The organism is Vibrio ouci (genome assembly GCF_004551525.1).
GTDB classification, from domain to species: Bacteria; Pseudomonadota; Gammaproteobacteria; order Enterobacterales; family Vibrionaceae; genus Vibrio; species Vibrio ouci.
Genome location: NZ_SATR01000005.1, coordinates 62,750 through 81,269, shown reverse-complemented (window position 1 = coordinate 81,269; position 18,520 = coordinate 62,750). Strand labels below are relative to the sequence as shown.

Here is an 18,520-nt window from a genome sequence, read left to right as displayed (position 1 = left end):
GATTAATAAAGGAATATCTCTATGAACAAGCATACGGATTCGTTCTACGCTCATTCTGTGCCAAACATGCCGGAATACCCACAACTACAAGACCATATCGAGTGTGATGTCTGTGTCGTTGGTGCGGGATTCTCCGGTCTCTCTTCTGCACTTCACCTGGCCGAGAAAGGTTTCAAAGTCGTGGTGCTTGAGAGCGCGAAAGTGGGTTTTGGAGCCACTGGTCGTAACGGCGGACAAATCGTCAATAGCTACAGCCGAGATGTTGACGTACTTGAAAGTCGTTACGACCAGACCCAAGCGAAAGCGTTGTGTGAGATGATTTTTGAAGGTGGCGATATCATTCGCGGCCTGATAGATAAATACGATATCGACTGCGACTTCAAACAAGGTGGTCTGTTTACTTCGTTGAACAATAAGCAGTTGAAAGGGCTGGAAGAGCATAAGAAAAACTGGGAACGCTACGGTAATGACCAACTGACGCTGCTTGACGCGTCTGAAGTCGAGCAAGCGGTCGGTACCAAAGTCTACTCTGGCGGCCTACTGGATATGCGTGGTGGACACATTCATCCACTGAAACTGGCTTTGGGTGAAGCGGCAGCATTTACCGCTCTTGGTGGTCAAATCTTTGAACAATCAGCAGTAACGGCGATTGAAAAAGGCGCTAACCCAATTGCGAAAACAGCGCATGGCAGTGTTAAGAGTAAATATCTGGTACTGGCTGGTAACGCTTACTTAGGTGGCCTGGCACCAAACATCAGTAACAAAGCGATCCCTTGTGGCACTCAGGTCGTGGCAACTCAGCCTCTGTCTGACGAGCAGCTAAAACATATCCTGCCAAGTGATTACTGTGTTGAAGACTGTAACTACCTGTTGGATTACTTCCGTCTCAGTGCGGACAAACGCCTACTGTTTGGTGGTGGTGTGGTTTACGGCGCACGTGACCCTGAGAATATCGAAGCGATTATCCGTCCTAAGATGGAAACGGTCTTCCCTCAACTGAAGGGAATCAAAATTGACTACACATGGACAGGCAACTTCTTGCTGACCTATTCGCGTATGCCTCAGTTCGGCTCTTTTGCTGACAATATCTACTACCTGCAAGGTTACAGCGGTCATGGTGTTACCTGTACCCATTTGGCGGGTAAGTTACTGGCAGAAGCATTAACAGGACATGCAGAACGTTTTGATGCTTTTGCTGCCCTTAAACACTACTCCTTCCCAGGTGGTCGTCACTTCCAGATCCCGTTTACGGCGATGGGTGCGGCCTATTACAACCTGAGAGATAAATTGGCGATTTAACAACAAAAGATAAGGAACATCCAATGAGTAAAGTCGTGAAGTTTGCCGCTCTACAGTTAACGAAGAGCTGGGATCTGGAAGATAATCTCAATAAAGCAAAAGCCGCGATTCGTGAAGCTGCGGCGCACGGTGCAAATGTCATTTTGCCTCAAGAGCTTTTTGCTGCGCCTTACTTCTGTAAAAAACAAGAAGCAAAGTACTTTGAGTTAGCAGAAGAGACGGCTAACTGTCGCCTTATCAAAGAGATGAGCGAGCTGGCGAAAGAGCTAGGTGTGGTTATCCCTGTCAGCTACTTTGAAAAAGCAGGCAACACCTTCTTCAACTCGCTGGTGATGATTGATGCGGATGGAACGGTATTAGAAAATTACCGTAAATCACACATCCCGGATGGCCCGGGGTATAGCGAGAAGTACTACTTCAGCCCTGGTGATACAGGATTCAAAGTCTGGCAGACCAAGTTTGGTAAATTTGGTGCAGGTATTTGTTGGGATCAATGGTTTCCCGAGCTTGCGCGCAGTTTGGCTCTTCATGGCGCGGAAGCTATTTTTTATCCAACGGCGATTGGCTCTGAACCTCAGGATCCAACTCTGGATTCACGAGATCATTGGCAACGTACAATGCAAGGTCACTCGGCTGCAAACCTTGTACCTGTCATCGCTTCTAACCGAGTAGGAACTGAAGTGGATGATGGTATCGAGACGACTTTCTACGGCTCATCTTTCATCACTGATCACACTGGTGGCAAGCTTGCGGAAGCGCCACGTGAAGGTGAGGCAATCATCTATGCAGAGATCGATTTAGAGCAGACCGCGAAAGCTCGTCATTCATGGGGATTGTTCCGTGACCGCAGACCTGATCTATACGCTAGTGTAGGCAAGCTTGCAGTATAGGAGGCATTGGAATGCAGTTATTTACAACACCTGCACAAGATGGCTTCTACTTTCCGGCTGAGTTTCAGCCGGTTAGCCAAGTGTGGTTAGCGTGGCCCGAAAGACGTGATAACTGGCGTGACGATGCACTGCCGGCACAGCTAACCTTTGCTCGAATTGCTAATGCGATTTCTGAAGTGACCAAGGTATGTGTTGCGGTGAGCAGCAAACAATTTGATCACGCCCGTGACCTGCTTCAGCCAGAAGTGCGTCTGGTAGAAATTCCATATAATGACGCCTGGATGCGCGATATAGGCCCAACGGTATTGGTCAACGAGAGTGGTGAGCGCCGCGGTATTAGCTGGCAGTTCAACGCCTGGGGTGGCGAATACAACGGCCTGTACGACAACTGGCAGCAAGACGATCTGGTCGCCAGTTCAGTGTGTGACATCATAGGTATCGACCACTACAGCGCCCCGTTTGTTTTAGAAGGTGGTTCGATTCACACCGATGGTGAAGGCACCCTCTATACCACAGAAGAGTGCTTACTGAGTCCTGGTCGTAATCCTTTGCTGACTAAGCAGCAGATTGAAGAGCAGCTCAAACAGTATCTCAGTATTGAAAAAGTGATTTGGCTTCCTAAAGGGTTGTTCAACGATGAGACTGATGGGCATGTTGATAACCTGATGCATGTCATCGCTCCGGGTAAAGTTGTCCTGAGCTGGACTGATGATCCGAGTGATCCTCAGTATCAGCTATCCCGTGAAGTGGAAAAGGTGCTCAATTCACAGACTGATGCCAAAGGGCGTGAGATTGAAATTGTTCGTTTACCTCTGCCGGGACCATTGCACTACAGTGAGAGTGAAGCGCAGGGTATTGAAGTGAGCTCAGGGATGAGCAGAGCAGCTGGAGAGCGCTTAAGTGCGTCTTATGCAAACTTTCTTATCGTAAATGGCTATGTATTTTTGCCACTACTTGATGATAGAACCGATGCCGAGGCAATCTCTGTGCTACAGAGTGCGATGCCAGAGCATCAAATTATCGGGATACCGACAAGAGAAGTGCTGTTAGGTGGTGGAAATATCCACTGTATTACCCAACAGATCCCAGCATAAATAAATCATAAGCCAGATTCGAAACGAATCACTGGCAAAGTAAAGCTTTCAAAAGGAATCACCATGCAACAAATTACAAATCAAAGCCTTCTTTCGTTTATGGTGCCAAGTGAAGATCAAGGCATTGCAGTGACTAACCCTGCAACGGGAGAAGTGCTGGGTTTTGCTCCAGTATCGTCTGAGCAGGCGATTCTCGATGGTATCGAACGTTCAAGTGTCGCGCAGAAAGAGTGGGCTGCGATGCCGGCCAAAGCGCGTGGTGCGCTATTACAGCGTTGGTACCAACTGGTCATCGAGAACAAACAAGACCTCGGCCGCCTTATGACTCTGGAGCAGGGTAAACCGTTAGCGGAAGCAGAAGGTGAAGTTGTATACGGTGCGAGTTTTATTGAGTGGTTTGCTGAAGAAGCCAAGCGTACTTATGGTGAAACCATTCCTGCGCCAAGTGGTGACAAACGTCTGATGACAATCAAGCAGCCAGTCGGTGTCGCGTGTGCCATTACGCCGTGGAACTTCCCGATTGCGATGATCACTCGTAAAGCAGGCCCTGCACTGGCGGCAGGCTGTAGCTTCGTGGTTAAGCCTTCAGAGTCAACACCGTTGTCGGCATTTGCTGTTGCAGAACTGGCCTATCAGGCAGGTATTCCCCGTGATGTACTGCAGGTCGTTCTGGGTAAAGATGCACGTCAGGTTGGCGGCATTTTCACATCGCACCCACTTATTCGTAAGCTGTCGTTCACGGGTTCAACTAAGGTTGGCAGCATTTTGATGCAGCAAAGTGCTCACGATATCAAACGTACCTCAATGGAACTGGGCGGTAACGCGCCATTCATCGTCTTTGATGACGCTGACATTGATGCGGCAGTCGCTGGCGCTATGGTGTCGAAGTTCCGTAACGCGGGTCAGACATGTGTCTGTGCCAACCGTTTCTATGTGCATAGCAAGGTCTATGACGAGTTTGTTGCTAAGTTTGACGCCGCTGTTCAAAACCTCAAAGTCGGTAATGGTCTTGAACAGGGCGTCACCACTGGGCCTGTGATCAGCGAATCCGCAAAACAGGGCATTCAGAGTCTGATTGACGGTGCGATTGAGCAAGGTGCTCAGCCTGTTACCGAGCAAAAGCAGCTTGATGGTCTATTTATCCAGCCAGTGGTGCTTAAGAATGTCACTCACGACATGAATATTGTTTCTCAGGAAATCTTTGGCCCAGTGGCGCCAGTGATTGCGTTTGATGACGATGAGCAGCTGATTGAGATGGCCAATGACACTATCTACGGTCTGGCTTCTTATTTCTACAGCCAGGATGTACACCGCGTATTTAAGATTGCTGAAGCGCTGCAATACGGCATGGTTGGCATCAATGAAGGCCTGATCTCGACTGAGGTTGCCCCTTTTGGCGGGGTGAAACAGTCAGGTATCGGACGTGAAGGTGCGAAACAAGGTATCGATGAATACATGGACGTGAAATACCTCTGCTTTGGCGGCAATTAATTTAAGGAAAGAATCATGACAAACCAACAACTACATCAAAGAAGAAGTCAGGTTATTGCTCAGGGAATGGGCGCAATGTATCCCCTCTATGTTGAGAAAGCAGACAATGCACACGTGTGGGACATTGAAGGTAACAAGTATATCGATTTTGCTGCAGGTATTGCGGTAACTAACACTGGCCATGCGAACAAACGCATCAGTGAAGCGGTGAAAGCTCAAATCGATAACTTCTCCCACACTTGTGCGATGGTGACACCTTACGCCTCGTTTGTTGAGCTGGCTGAAAAACTGACTGAGCTTGCGCCAGGCGACTCAGCTAAGAAAGCGATCTTCCTGACTACAGGTGCGGAAGCGGTTGAAAACGCAGTGAAAGTGGCGCGTGCCCATACAGGCCGCAGCGGCGTGATTGCGTTTAAAGGTGGCTTCCATGGCCGTACCAACATGACCATGGGTCTGACGGGCAAAGTCGCGCCATACAAAGCGGGCTTTGGTCCATTCCCTAATGAAATTTTCCACGCCCCGTACCCGAATGCGTTCCACGGTATTAGTGTTGAGCAAAGCCTTCAGGCACTGGAAGATCTGTTTGCCTGTGACATTGAGCCATCACGCGTTGCGGCGATCATTTTCGAGCCAGTACAGGGTGAGGGCGGTTTCTATCAGGCACCTAAAGAGTTCGCTCAGGGGCTGCGACAGGTGTGTGATAAGCATGGCATCATACTGATTGCCGATGAAATCCAGACCGGTTTCGCTCGTACCGGTAAGATGTTTGCGACTGAATATCTCGATATTGAACCTGATATGATGACGATGGCAAAAGGGATTGCTGGTGGTTACCCAATCTCTGCGGTAGTGGGTAAGAGTGACGTAATGGATTCAGCGCTACCAGGCGGTCTGGGCGGGACATACGCGGGTTCACCGCTAGGCTGTGTGGCGGGTCTTGAAGTGCTGAAAATCATTGAAGAGCAAGACTTATGTGCCAAGGCTCAGGGCATTGGTGAAGTGGTGAATGCTCGCATGACCAGGCTACAGCAATCTGTTGCGGCGATTGGTGAAATTCGTACTTATGGTGCAATGATGGCCATCGAATTTACTGACCCACAATCAGGTCTGCCTTTGCAGGATATGACCAAAGCGGTTATCAGCAAAGCGCAGGAGAACGGTTTGATTCTGCTTTCATGTGGCGTCAAAGCGAATGTTATCCGTTTGCTTCCTCCTTTGACTATCGAGCCAGAGGTGCTGGAAGAAGGTCTGGATAAACTTGAAAGCATTATTCGTCAGGAAACAAAGAAGTGAGTCTCTCACCCTAATGCTGAAGCGCAATAGCTTCCTGTGATGCAGGAAGCTAGAGACACTCTTGAGTGCCTCTAAAACGTTAAGAAATTCCCGGGACTAATGTCACAATTACGCGACAATGATCCCTTGCTCGCCCTTGCATAATTGCAGTTTTGAACCATAGTTAAAGGGTAAGGCAATTTGAACCGACCCGCATGGAGGAAATATCGCCTTACCTACAATTTGGATGGATTCAAACAAAATATACAAACGCCTCGTTTAATATCAGGTCGCAACATAATGACCTCCTGATTCGCAGACTCACGATTGAGTAACGAGGGATAGGGCGCACTTAAGGTGCGCCTCTTGTCGTTTAGAATCTACTAAATAGCTCAAGCACTTAATATTACTTTTCGCTTAGGGTGGAAATATTTACCAATACATTTTCTAATTGATCCCACGGTAATAACTGGTTATCAATCACCTCAAGTCGACTTTCAAACCCTTGCAGTGACATTTCATTCACAGAGACAACACCGTGACTGACGTTAAAGGCAAAACAGCCATTGGTCGTATTTAACACGCCTTTAACCCGTTCCGCGGTAATATCCGATAATACCGAGAACAACTCGTCAAACTGGAATACAACTTCAGCGCCGAAGATCCAGCCGCAGCTAAAATAGCCCTGACCACTGTTCTCTTTACGAACGTGAGTTTGATTTGGCTCTAACGCGAATTGAGGCTCTTGCTCTGCGTGCTCATGATGATGTGCTGCTACCTCGGATGAAGGTGATGAGTCACGGCGGGGAATACCAAGAAGTTCGCTTGGAAAATTACCTTGCTGGACCAATTGACTGAAAATTTTCGGCGGAGTTTGATTGGTTACCCAATCATTAAAGGCATCGATATCACTAACATGGCATTGATCAACCTTATTACCGATGATGATGTCTGAAATGGCCAACTGGTCATTGAAGTTCTGGTTGCTGGTGTATTTTTCAATACTGAGATTTCTTGGGTCGACCAAACCAATCGTGGCTTTTAAATCAATGTAGTCAACAAACTGACTAGAGGTGAGCGTAGCGAGTACTTTATGCGCGTGGCCAAGCCCGGTTGGCTCGACAATCAAGCGATCAGGGTTGGTTCTCAATAGGGCGGTAACTGCGACTGACATTGGCACACCTGCGGCGCAGCACATGCAGCCACCAGGGACTTCTTTAATTAACGCACCTTGCTCCGTCATCATTGCGCCATCAATACCGATTTCGCCGAATTCATTCACCAAGACAGCCCAGTTTTCGTCGGCTGGTTTTGTTTTTAATAGGTTGAGAATTGCCGTTGTTTTACCAGTGCCAAGGAAGCCGGTGATGATATTAGTTGGGATACCCATTGAACATGTCTCATTTTTGTCTTTGTTATACTATAACAAAAGATGCTGGGGAATGGAGACAAAAAAGGCAGTCTAATGACTGCCTATATGGTGTTTGAGTCTGACGATTAGCGCTTGTTTTTAAGGTAGCGTTTACGACGTTCTTCTTTCTTCTTCGCTTTTTCTTCAGCTTTACGTGTTGCTTCAATCTCTACTTCGATCAACTCTTGCGTGATCATTTCAGGAAGCTCTAGAGTGACTTGACCAAGTGTGCCGTTGCGAAGCTCATGCAGGAGAATTTCCGACGTCTTATGTAAATTGATACGACCACCTGCACTGAGTGCACCGCGGTTACGTCCAATCTCTTCCATAATTTCAATGTCAGACTCTGGCATTTCATCAAGCATGTAACGCTCTTTTAAGCGCTCAGGGTAAGCTTTCGCTAAGTACTCTACCGTGTAGAAAGCCACTTCATCGTATTCCATTGCGGTATCTTTTACCGCACCAGTCGCAGCAAGGCGGAAACCACTGTGCGGGTTTTCCACTTTCGGCCACAAAATCCCTGGCGTATCACTAAGTACAATACCGTTCTGTAAGTTAATGCGCTGTTGGCGACGGGTAACGGCTGGTTGGTTACCTGTTACTGCAATTGTGCGGCCTGCCAGAGCATTGATGATGGTTGATTTTCCAACGTTAGGAATACCCATAATCATGGTGCGAATATTTTTGCCGATCTCTTCACGGTGAGGCGCCAGCTTACGAACGAGCTCCATGATTCGATTTACTTCTTGTTGCTGGGATGTCGTGATCGCAATGGCTTTAACGTTGTGTTCTTTCTCAAAATGGTCAATCCATAGTTGAGTGAGTTCAGGATCCGCGAGGTCACGTTTATTAAGAACCTTAACAACCGGTTTATCGCCCTTTAACTCAGCAATCATTGGGTTTTCGCTACTAAAAGGGATACGAGCGTCAAGCACCTCAATAATGACATCAATTTGAGGGATCGCTTCAGCAATCTCTTTTTGGGCTTTGTGCATATGCCCCGGGAACCATTGGATAGACATGGGATTTAACCTTGAAATTCAAACTTGCGTCAATTGTAAGGGGAAATAGGCAAGAGTAAAGCGATAAAGGCTCGGGGCTACCTCTCTCAATAAAGGCGTGGTAAGTGATGGTTGTTAAACTTTAGCGTTTTGCTGTCTACAAATTTAACAAAATGTCTAAGAGTTTGCGTTTGGTCACTCTGCGTTTTTAGCGTCCAGTATACAATTTATATGAATACAAATTCTCATACGAAAGTATTAGCCCGAACATCTATTAATACTTTGTCATAAATTGATTTATTGTATATATTTCCGTGCTACAAATTACCATAAAAAAGATAAGACAATGACCGTCAGCCCAACTTCTTCCGATCGTGAAACGCTTTTAAATGACAATGAACAACTGGTGTCGACCACCGACTTAAAAGGGGTGATAACTTATTGCAATCCTGCCTTCTGTAAAATCGCTGAGTATTCAGAAAACGAATTACTTGGACAGAACCACAATATTGTTCGCCACCCAGATATGCCTAAGGCCGCTTTTGCGGATATGTGGAGTAATCTAAATCAGGGTAAAGCATGGCGTGGAATCGTTAAGAATCGCACTAAGTCTGGTGGTCATTACTGGGTTGATGCGTATGTAACGCCGATTTTTGAACATAACAAGATGGTCGGTTACCAGTCAGTGCGAGTGAAGCCGAAGCGTGAGTTGGTTGATACTGCGAGCAAAGCGTATAAAGGGCTTCTTAAAGCGGAGACGTCAGGGGCGAGTTGGTCAATTAACGTACCTGATTTTGTTCGTTATGCCTGTTTACTAGGTGCACTTGCTGCACCAATAGTCACCGTTATGCTCGGTTTAGAAGGTATGGCCGCAATTGGTTTAAGTGCATTACCTTTGTTGGCGTTGGCGCTACTCTTCCGTCAGGAGTTGGTTGTAACACCCGCTAAGTTCAAGAAGCTGCAAACTAAATATGACAGTGTGAGTCGATTAATTTTCTCGGGCAGTGACCCGTTCTCGATCGCCGATTTCCATCTACAGTTGTCGTCTGCCCGAATCAGAACGGTTCTGGGTCGAATGACGGATTCCGCTGAACCGATACACGATTTAGCGGATAACTTGAGTGCGACGTCCTACCAAGTCAGTGAAGCGTTGGACCAACAGACTAAAGACATTTTTCAGGTGCGAGAGGCGACAGAGCAAGTTGAAATCACCGCGAATGAAGTCTCTTCGAGTGCTCATGATGCCAATCAAATCGTCGACTTAACCATAACCACCTGTGTTAGTGCAAAACAGAGTCTCGATAAGACACATCACAACCTCAGTAGCTTGGCGACTCAAGCAGAAAAGGCGACTCAAACGACGTATCAATTGAGTGAGCAAGCGCAAAATGTCAGCCAGATGATGGAAGAAATCGGTGGCATTGCTGAGCAAACCAATTTACTTGCACTGAATGCGGCGATTGAGGCCGCTAGAGCAGGGGAGCAAGGCCGAGGTTTTGCTGTGGTAGCTGACGAGGTTCGCGCTTTATCAGGAAGAACATCCAAAGCGACTATTCAAATAAAAGACAGCATCGAGGCTATGTTAACCACGATAGAGGGCTGGCAGCGCGATATCCTCGATAATCGTGAGCAAACGGATAAATGTGGCGAATCTGCTCAAGAGAGTTCTGCTCGTTTGTCTGAAGTAGAGAGCCTAATGCAGCAGATGAATGAGTTAATAAACTCAGTGGAAAGCTCAGCCAATCAACAACGTGAGTTAACCAATGATGTCAGCGCACATATTCAATCTATCGCTTCGACAGCGGAACAAAACCTAGCGGCCACGCACTCAGTAAAAGAACATTCAAATGACCTAAAAGTGCAAGTTGAAGAGTTCCACCATCTTGCGAAACGATTTGAAGAGAAATAATCCTTAACAAACTAAAAAGCCCTGCAGTTGCAGGGCTTTTTTATTGCTATTATGTATGGCTGTTATGATTTGACGGGTCGATAGAGGTATTTGTGGCAGGTCTCTTCCGTCATTCCTCTTAGTAATCTTGATAGCGTGGCAACGATCAGCAGACCAAAGATGAGACGACCCCAAAAAATCGAGGTGAAGTCTGCGCCAATAAGCATAATTAGAATGGTGTCTTCTATCATGCTGTGGACCAAGTTAAGCAGCATGATGGCAGTAAACACATCTCTAGCCGGAATATGGCCACGCTTTGCTTCGTTAATCAAAAGCCCGCCGCCAAAAGATAACCCTAACGTAATACCGACAATCGTCATATTGGTCGCTTCTCGGCTAATTCCTAGAATCTTGAGGATCGGACGGAGCGCGATGGCCATCAGCCTTTCAATACCAAGTACTTTGAGCAGCTTGAGAGAAAATAACAACACAGAGATCACGACGAATATCGCGATAAGATTCTCTACTTGAGTCCAAGCCCATTCAAAGTAACTTTGTTGCTCAACTACTTCTGGGCTCCAGATTATTTGCGCCTGATGATCAAGCATTCCGCCAAGTTGGTAAGTTTGATGAAGAATCCACGCGAACAGCAGGCCACCACCTAAACGCAGAAGTAGCGTAACTGTCATACTGACACCCGCTCGCTTGGCAATGGCAGCTTCAATAGGGAGTGAGTGGGCGATCAGCATTAGCGAGCCCAATACAGAAGCCTGAGCGACAGTCAATTCGACGCCACTGTTCATAAACACTAAAAGTCCAGCATAGATATTAGTCAAAAGCGTTGTTGCCCAGACCAGTCCCATTTCATCTGGGAGCCCGACGATACCCATAAGGGGGCTGAGCCATTGACTCAGGATGTCGATGCCGCCAAATTCTTCTACCACCTTAATCACAATGATGATCGGGACCATTACCTTATACAGGGTCCAAGTGACATCAATGATTTCTGCGAACAGCTGGCTGAAAAAGCGTTTTACCTTATCCATCTCTTTATTTCCTTGAGATTACTAATGACAGATAGCTTACTGGGTTAAGGGGAAATATGAGTGACATTATTGCTCTAGATGCTGCACTGATATTTTTTATATAATCAAACTGATTAACAAAATTTCTCCAAAATGGATATTAAAGAAATATATGGAAATTGATCGTATTGACAGAAAGATACTCGCAATCTTGCAGCGTAATAATCGTTTAGCAAATGTAGACTTAGCGGAAGAAGTTGGCTTGTCACCACCGGCGTGTTTAAAGCGCGTGAAACGACTTAGAGAAGGCAAAATTATCGTTGGTGATGTTGCGATTATTAACCCGGAATTGGCGGGTAACAAATTGACGCTGATTGTCTCTGTGGAGATGGAGCGAGATAGAGGGGATATCTATAGCGTGTTCCGTCAATCTATCTTAAAGGCACCTGAAGTTACCCAGTGTTATCAAATTACCGGAGGGTATGACTTTATGCTGGTGGTTTGCGTGCCCGACATTCAGACCTATGAACGCTTTATTGAACAGGTCCTTCACCAAGACCGTAACATTCGTAAGTTTCATACTTCGGTATCGACTAAAACTGTTAAGTTCACCACAGAGGTTAATGTGGATTCGATTTGAGCACTTTGCTGCAACATGAATTAATGGCTAATTATCGAACAATTTCCAATTGAAACTCTAAATCTATTCAGTAATGATGGATGAATAATAGACAGAAAAATGTTCAGGAGGAGCAAGCAATGAGTTATTTGGTCGAAGGCGCGTGTCAATGTGGACAAGTTAGCTATAAGTTACACCAACCACCAAAGATGGTACTGGCATGTCACTGTATCGAATGCCAGAAACTGTCCACTGCCCCGTTTAGCGTTACAGCAATTGTTGCGACAGAAGATATTGAAATATCTGGAGAGCTGAAAGAGTGGACTAGAGTGGCTGAAAGTGGCAACAAAAATTACGCGAAGTTTTGTCCGGATTGCGGCAATCGAGTCTACCACTATAACCCTGATGATCAGTCAACGTTAAAGCTCAAGTTAAAAGCGAGCTCGCCCGATGATCACTCTGTCTTTGAACCGACAGCTCATGTGTGGATCAGCGAGAAACAGGATTGGTATCAGATACCGGAAGGTGTGAAAACTTTCGACAAACAGCCTTAAGCACACACCTTTAATAGTCGTTAAGAGACGAGTTGAGCCTCATCAATACGTGAATAGAATGGGTGAACTTCTATAATTTTGCTCAACTCGTTTAAACGGCGTAATAGTTTCGAATTTAGCGTCGTTCCCGCTTTCAACAGACAACCGCCAGTCGTCACAAAGATATCGTCCAAAATCGTCATTCCCTCTTGTAGCTCTGAAAGTTTTTCAATATGTACAATATGAGATGAGACTTCTCGAATGCGAGGCTTGTCAGGGGTTTCTTTTGCTGATTCATTGGAGAGTGACACAGTGGTGCTGACATTACGATACAAGTGCTGCTGATAGAGCTTCTTAGGCTCAGTAACCGCACTTTTTATTTGGTCTTGTGCATTCTGAACAGTTATTGGCTTGACTAAAAAGGCATCGACTTCCAGTGACATGCATGACGCGATGGTGTTTGTGTCAGAAAGAGTGGTCACTGCGATAATACTCGTAACGCAAGGCGTGTTGGTTCTTCCCTCGCGTACATATTTGATCAGCTCTAAACCGTTGACTAGTGGCATGTTGATATCGGTAACAATTAAATCAATCTGATTATTGTCCAACTTTTCAATGGCTTGCTCTCCATTTTTGGCACTTAACACATTTTCATACCCTGCTTGCACAAGCATGTTAAGCAGTGCTTTGCGTGAGAATTTATGGTCTTCAACAACCAAAATCGTAAATTTGCTGGGTTCATAGTTGCTCATAATGAAACTTCCGTGTTTTCTATGATCGAGTGTTCAATAAGATAGTGTTTTAGACGCTCAATTTCGCTTCTGCTTTGCTTCAGAGCGCTGGTCAAAAATGGCCAATCTTTGTTTGTCGCTGTATTTTGTATCGACTCAAATATTGTTGCGATATCTTCCGCTCCCGCAGACCTTGCTGCGCCTTTCGCTGCGTGTGCAATCTGCTGCAAATTAGCCTCATTGCGCTGTATTAATGCTTCTTCCGCCAGTGAAATATCTTCAGTCAGAGATTCCCAATATCCTTCGAGGAGCGGGGCTACGATCGCTCGATCTGACGTACCTAAGATTTTTTCTAGGCTGTTCATACAGATTGGCGAGGCTGTTTCAGGTTGTGGTGAGGGAGGGGGTGTTGTTGCCTGAACTGCGGATGGGGATAACTTCATCCATTTTTCTATCGAGCGATTTAATGTCGCGAGTTCAACAGGTTTTGTCAGGTAATCGTCCATGCCAGAAGTCATACATTGTTCAGAAGACTCCAACATTGCATTGGCGGTAATCGCGATGATAGGCATGTGGCCTTTCGACTTATCTTGCTGCTCAATCTTTCTCACTTGCTTGGTTAGTTCATAGCCATCCATTACAGGCATATGACAGTCAGTCAGGATCAAATCAAACTTACCAGTACGCCACATCTGCAGCGCTTCTTGGCCATGAATGGCCATTTCGCATTGGTAGCCTAGGTGGGACAACTGTCTTTGAACGACATCTCGATTGGTTGCTTGGTCGTCGACGACCAGTATCATGCCGTCTTTTTGCTGTTGCTTGCCGAGTGTGATTTCTTCTGTATCTGCGTGTAATAACTCTGAACTGATCGCGCCTCTTAGAACCCCTATCGCTTGGCAAAGTTCACTTGGCTTAAATGGACTACAGTGCATGACGTAGGTTGTTGGAGACATAACCCCTTTAGGCTCTGCCACATCTTTTGTGAACAGCAATAACTGGTATTGATCTAGGTATTCGCGTTCAACTGGTGGCAAACCGCCATATATGTAACTGTTGTAGAGATCGGGACCAAGGAAGATTAAATCGACGTCAATGTTTGATTGTTTGGCCTGATTCAGCACAGAGATGGCTCGGCGAACAGATGAAATGATGTGAACTTTACAGTCATAACTCGATAGATTTATATCGCAGAAGGTCGAGACACTTTGGTCGTTGGTGATGAGTAATACTCGGCTTCCTGACAAGAAGTCTGGTGTCAGGTCTTCAGGCGGTGATTCCACTTCAATAAATGGCAGTTCTAACGAAAATCGGCTGCTTACTCCAAACTGGCTTTCAACGCTGATTGTACCTCCCATTAACTCAAGTAAAGACTGAATAATGGATAGGCCAAGTCCTGTGCCACCATAGAGTCGCGTCGTGCTGGTATCAGCTTGCGAAAACGCTTTGAACAATCTTTTCAACTGTTCTTCGGTCATTCCAATTCCATTGTCCTCAACCATCAGGTTGATACAAGGGGCGATGCCATCGGTTCCCAGGGAGGCAGATACCCAAATCTTACCTTTTTCATCCTCTGTACTGTCGGTGAACTTAACCGCATTACCAAGTAAATTGAGCATGATTTGACTCAAACGAACGCTATCACTCATGATCATTTTCGGCAGCTTTGGGTCATAGGTGAGGTACATTTCTATACCTTTATTGCTCGCCTGTAGGTGTAGGACATCTAACGTCCGCTCCAAAAGAGACTGTAGATCGACAGGGACACTTTCAAGCGACATCTGTCCCGCTTCAATTTTGGAAAAATCGAGAATGTCATTGATGATATGGAGTAACGTCAGTGCCGAATCTTTTATGGTGCTGATCATTGTCCGTTGGTCAGGCTTTAGCTCAGTCTCACTAAGTAGGCTAAGCATTCCCACTACACCGTTCATAGGAGTGCGAATCTCATGACTCATATTGGCGAGAAACATCGATTTAGCCTCGCTAGCGGCGTAAGCAGCTTCACTTTCATCTCTTAGTGACGCTTGGGCATTCTTTTCTTTGGTGATATCGATGTTGACGCCACCCATGCCGATAGGGTGAGTGGTACCTTGCTCGAAGATAACATCGGCAGCAGCCTTGACCCATCGAATGTCGCCACTCGGAAGCTGGATTCGAAATTCAGCATTAAATTGACCTAGGGTTTCACGCGCTGTGATTAATGAGTGCTCTGACTGTTCCAAGTCGTCAGGGTGGACTCGTTCTTGCCACATGGCGTAGTTATTTGCGCCTAAACTTGGGTCGACACCATATATCTCAAACATTCGTTCGTCCCACGTCACTTCATTGGACTCGAAATCCCAACTCCAAATTCCGATCCCCCCCGCTTGCGTGGCTAGGTTTAAGTTACGTACAACCTCTTCCAATTCGCTTTGATTTTTCTTGAGCTCCATCTTTGCACTGTGCTCAGAACTTTTATCGCGTAACGTAATGACCACGTATTTTCGATGTTTGATTGAGATATAGCGTATGGCCCCAGACAGTGACAGCGTGTCACTGTGGCGGTGTAAAAATAGGGTGTGAGGTATGGAGACTTCTTGATATAACGGCGCTTGATCGAGCTGAACTTGGATTTGTGTCGGCTTGATATCGGGCAGCAATGAACCAATATCTAAGCCCAATAGACTCGTCCGGTCATGGCAAAACAATTCTAGAGCTGCGTCATTGGCATCTAAGATTTGATTGCTCTCATTGAGCAGAATCATAGCATCCATAGCTTGCTCAAAAATAACGCCTATTTGTAGCTCGTGCTCGTTAATTCTTTGGTGCTGATTTGAAACGAGTTCTTTAAGTTTCTGATTACTCTCATGCAAGGCATATTTAGTTTGTTGAATCGCGGTTGTATCTGACTGAGTGATAACCAAATAATTTAACGAACCATCATTGCTAAACATGGGTTCTATTCGCAGCTGTACCGAGCGTGTTGCATCGTTTCCTTTTATCGTGAGTGGTACTGCGACAGATTTCTCTTGATCCAACGATTCAACCAATTGATTAAATTGTACTTGTGAGATTAAAGGTTCAAAGAATTGGCTGAGCTTTTGTCCGATGAGTTCGGTGCTATTGGAATCATAAAAGTGACAAAATGCTGGGTTGCTATAAAAAATACTATGGCTACCTTCCGCACCATCGCAAATGATCACGCCATCAGGCAGCACATTTAGCACGCTGTTGTTGAGTTCTTCCTTCGACATTTTAGAAGAACGAGTCGGTAATAATGATGAAAGTGATAATTTCATGCAGCCAACCCTAGTCATTTATTATTAGTTTAAGGTTATGAGTCCATGCTCATATAGAGGCTAGTATGGTTTTTATTTATATGCAACCTAGTGCAAGACAAAGGGAAGTGTAAGTTATGTCTATGAATAGCTTGCAGTTGGTGAGAGGGAATAGGTAGTGCGGGTATAAAAAAGCCTAAGCACAAGTCTTAGGCTTTGAAACTTGATTAGCCACGCATCATTACGCATGCATAGGCTGTTGTAAATGCTTGCTCTTGGTATTGCTTCAATCCAGTTTCTTTAAAGCTAATTGCAAGAGGATTCTTCTTCAGGCTCTCTTTGATCTCAGTTGGCGAAACGACTTCAACCTGTAAGTCATTAATAAGCTGGATTGCTGCTTCTAGTTTAAAACCAACTGCGCCACCTGCGAATTTGCCTTTGGTTTGGCGCTGACGGATTACAACTTTTTCTACCTTGTAATCTTCAACTAGTTTGGCAAAAGAGAACTGGAACTTCTTAACTTCTTCTGTGCTGTTTGCGTTACCAATTGAAATTTTTGCTACGCGGCAATCTGGTAAATGCAGTACGTTGTCAGAATGATCAAGAAGACAGATAACTGCGTCGTTACCTTTTAGCTCTACACCACAAATTTTCATGTTTATACCTAGTTAGTAGTTTGGTCGCCATTATATAGACCTAACAAAAGTTAGCGACCTTTAAATTTGCCAAGGGGGATGATTCTATTAAGAGGTAGGAGTGATTAGGCCAGCGTGATTGCTGGCCTAATGATAACAAAACTTATATGGGTACGCGTACTAAGGGCACAGTTTACCGCGTTGGGCAACACTGTCGATCATGTAGTCACCACGTAGGTTTCGGTATACCACAGCATGCCAAACTTCATCATTTTCCAAAGTGAATTCAATGGCGTAGTTGATGCCATTCACGACCTGAGTTCTTACTTCATTAACTTCTTTTAGTTTAGACGCGGTATTCATTTGATTCAGTAGCGTGTCTACTGCTTGTTGAGCTTCAGGGGTTAACTCAGAAACGCTCCAGCCACCTGCAAGTGCTTCGGTGCGGCACATCGGGCTGATTGACGCGGGATCTTTCTCAGGCTGTGTTGCTTGACTGCAGCCAGCTAGCGCGGCGATAGCTGTTAGGGAAACTAACCATACTTTATTCATGATAACTCCATAGCAAAATAGTTAACTGACGGTTATGTATTATAAGTAAATTACAAGACAGAATATGCACCGAGTATAACTTTTCGTTAGGTTTCAATATCAAAACAAAGTCAGAAAAAAGCCGTTTTATCAACAATAAAACGGCTTGTTTATAGAGAATTTGATGCGATTAGCTGTTACCGCTTTCTCGATACTTGTATTGGTAGTCGACGTCTAGCACCGCTTTGTATTGAATGTTGCCTTTGTTATTGGCAAATTCTTCAACGTGAACTGTCATTTCTTCGATCTTCACACTTGGGTAAACAACGTTGTTTTCGTGGATCGGTAGTGCTGTTTTCAGTTCAGCATTATTCATTGCTTTCATCTCGTCCATGAGGTCAAAAGCCGCATCATAAGCTTGTTGTTTTGTGGCGTATGCGTCAGTAGTAAAACTTGTGTTGGATGTTTCTGTATTGGTTGAAGCCAAAACGGAAGCACTCATAAGTAGTGACGCTAAAATAACAACTTTTTTCATAATAATTTCTCCTGATGGGTGACCTTCGAAGTTGATATTACGCACCTAAACGTAAGGCGTCTGTCAGTCTGTGTAAGATTAATCCCACTTTTTGTAAAGTGTCCTTTACGTCCATAACCAGGCGATAACAGAGTCAAAATGGCGTTAGCAGCGGAGCTCAAATATCAGACGGGAGTCATAGGAGAACCGTTGCCACTTATGAAGAGTAAAGCGGCAATTGAGCTATATTTATATCAGCGATTTGGTCTTTGGAAAAAGCTAACTGATTGAAATTATGGGTATTGAGTTTTAGTCCGATGGACTTG

16 protein-coding genes are annotated in these 18,520 nt (G+C 45.4%); 8 read left to right on the top strand and 8 right to left on the bottom strand.

Annotated elements, in window-relative coordinates:
* Window positions 1–21 precede the first annotated feature (21 nt).
* The 5 genes from ELS82_RS05305 (at window position 22) to gabT (ending at window position 6,067) form a co-directional block, all read left to right on the top strand.
* A complete protein-coding gene (locus ELS82_RS05305; RefSeq protein ID WP_134834537.1) occupies window positions 22–1,299 on the top strand; it encodes an NAD(P)/FAD-dependent oxidoreductase in 1,278 nt (425 codons plus the stop codon).
* Between the two features lie 23 nt (window positions 1,300–1,322).
* Window positions 1,323–2,189: an N-carbamoylputrescine amidase gene (gene aguB / locus ELS82_RS05300; RefSeq protein WP_006879060.1), complete on the top strand. Its 867-nt coding sequence runs from the start codon at window positions 1,323–1,325 to the stop codon at window positions 2,187–2,189.
* Window positions 2,190–2,200: 11 nt separating this feature from the next.
* Window positions 2,201–3,283 carry an agmatine deiminase gene (gene aguA / locus ELS82_RS05295; RefSeq protein WP_134834536.1) on the top strand — a complete coding sequence of 361 codons (1,083 nt, stop codon included), beginning with the start codon at window positions 2,201–2,203 and terminating at the stop codon, window positions 3,281–3,283.
* 63 nt (window positions 3,284–3,346) lie between these two features.
* Window positions 3,347–4,774 carry an NAD-dependent succinate-semialdehyde dehydrogenase gene (locus ELS82_RS05290; protein ID WP_134834535.1) on the top strand — a complete coding sequence of 476 codons (1,428 nt, stop codon included), beginning with the start codon at window positions 3,347–3,349 and terminating at the stop codon, window positions 4,772–4,774.
* Between the two features lie 15 nt (window positions 4,775–4,789).
* Window positions 4,790–6,067, top strand: a complete 1,278-nt coding sequence (gene gabT / locus ELS82_RS05285) for a 4-aminobutyrate--2-oxoglutarate transaminase (RefSeq protein ID WP_134834534.1) — start codon at window positions 4,790–4,792, stop codon at window positions 6,065–6,067.
* A gap of 385 nt (window positions 6,068–6,452) precedes the next feature.
* Here gabT and ELS82_RS05280 read toward each other — a convergent pair whose 3' ends face one another.
* Window positions 6,453–7,436, bottom strand: a complete 984-nt coding sequence (locus ELS82_RS05280; protein WP_134834533.1) for a CobW family GTP-binding protein — start codon at window positions 7,434–7,436, stop codon at window positions 6,453–6,455.
* 107 nt (window positions 7,437–7,543) lie between these two features.
* Entirely contained in the window at window positions 7,544–8,479 is a 936-nt protein-coding gene (ylqF, locus tag ELS82_RS05275; protein WP_134834532.1) for a ribosome biogenesis GTPase YlqF, read from the bottom strand.
* Between the two features lie 325 nt (window positions 8,480–8,804).
* Here ylqF and ELS82_RS05270 point away from each other — a divergent pair, with 325 nt between their 5' ends.
* Window positions 8,805–10,367 carry a methyl-accepting chemotaxis protein gene (locus ELS82_RS05270; RefSeq protein WP_134834531.1) on the top strand — a complete coding sequence of 521 codons (1,563 nt, stop codon included), beginning with the start codon at window positions 8,805–8,807 and terminating at the stop codon, window positions 10,365–10,367.
* Between the two features lie 62 nt (window positions 10,368–10,429).
* Here ELS82_RS05270 and ELS82_RS05265 read toward each other — a convergent pair whose 3' ends face one another.
* The gene (locus tag ELS82_RS05265; RefSeq protein ID WP_134834530.1) at window positions 10,430–11,392 is read right to left on the bottom strand and encodes a hypothetical protein; all 963 of its coding nucleotides are present in this window, start codon (window positions 11,390–11,392) and stop codon (window positions 10,430–10,432) included.
* A gap of 151 nt (window positions 11,393–11,543) precedes the next feature.
* Here ELS82_RS05265 and ELS82_RS05260 point away from each other — a divergent pair, with 151 nt between their 5' ends.
* Together ELS82_RS05260 and ELS82_RS05255 are read left to right on the top strand one after the other, a co-directional pair.
* Window positions 11,544–12,011, top strand: coding sequence for an Lrp/AsnC family transcriptional regulator (locus ELS82_RS05260; protein WP_134834529.1), 468 nt, complete (start codon window positions 11,544–11,546; stop codon window positions 12,009–12,011).
* Window positions 12,012–12,130: 119 nt separating this feature from the next.
* Window positions 12,131–12,544, top strand: coding sequence for a GFA family protein (locus tag ELS82_RS05255; RefSeq protein WP_134834528.1), 414 nt, complete (start codon window positions 12,131–12,133; stop codon window positions 12,542–12,544).
* Window positions 12,545–12,564: 20 nt separating this feature from the next.
* Here the strand turns inward: ELS82_RS05255 and ELS82_RS05250 are convergent, their stop codons facing one another.
* The 5 genes from ELS82_RS05250 to ELS82_RS05230 all read right to left on the bottom strand — a co-directional run bounded on the left by ELS82_RS05250 (window position 12,565) and on the right by ELS82_RS05230 (window position 18,215).
* Window positions 12,565–13,275: a response regulator gene (locus ELS82_RS05250; RefSeq protein ID WP_134834527.1), complete on the bottom strand. Its 711-nt coding sequence runs from the start codon at window positions 13,273–13,275 to the stop codon at window positions 12,565–12,567.
* A complete protein-coding gene (locus ELS82_RS05245; protein ID WP_134834526.1) occupies window positions 13,272–16,535 on the bottom strand; it encodes a response regulator in 3,264 nt (1,087 codons plus the stop codon). Before ELS82_RS05245 ends, ELS82_RS05250 begins: the two co-directional genes overlap by 4 nt.
* Window positions 16,536–16,741: 206 nt before the next feature.
* Window positions 16,742–17,170: a DUF3010 family protein gene (locus ELS82_RS05240; RefSeq protein ID WP_134834525.1), complete on the bottom strand. Its 429-nt coding sequence runs from the start codon at window positions 17,168–17,170 to the stop codon at window positions 16,742–16,744.
* 159 nt (window positions 17,171–17,329) lie between these two features.
* Window positions 17,330–17,701: a cystatin domain-containing protein gene (locus ELS82_RS05235; RefSeq protein WP_134834524.1), complete on the bottom strand. Its 372-nt coding sequence runs from the start codon at window positions 17,699–17,701 to the stop codon at window positions 17,330–17,332.
* Window positions 17,702–17,870: 169 nt separating this feature from the next.
* The gene (locus ELS82_RS05230; RefSeq protein WP_134834523.1) at window positions 17,871–18,215 is read right to left on the bottom strand and encodes a DUF3316 domain-containing protein; all 345 of its coding nucleotides are present in this window, start codon (window positions 18,213–18,215) and stop codon (window positions 17,871–17,873) included.
* Window positions 18,216–18,520 lie beyond the last annotated feature (305 nt).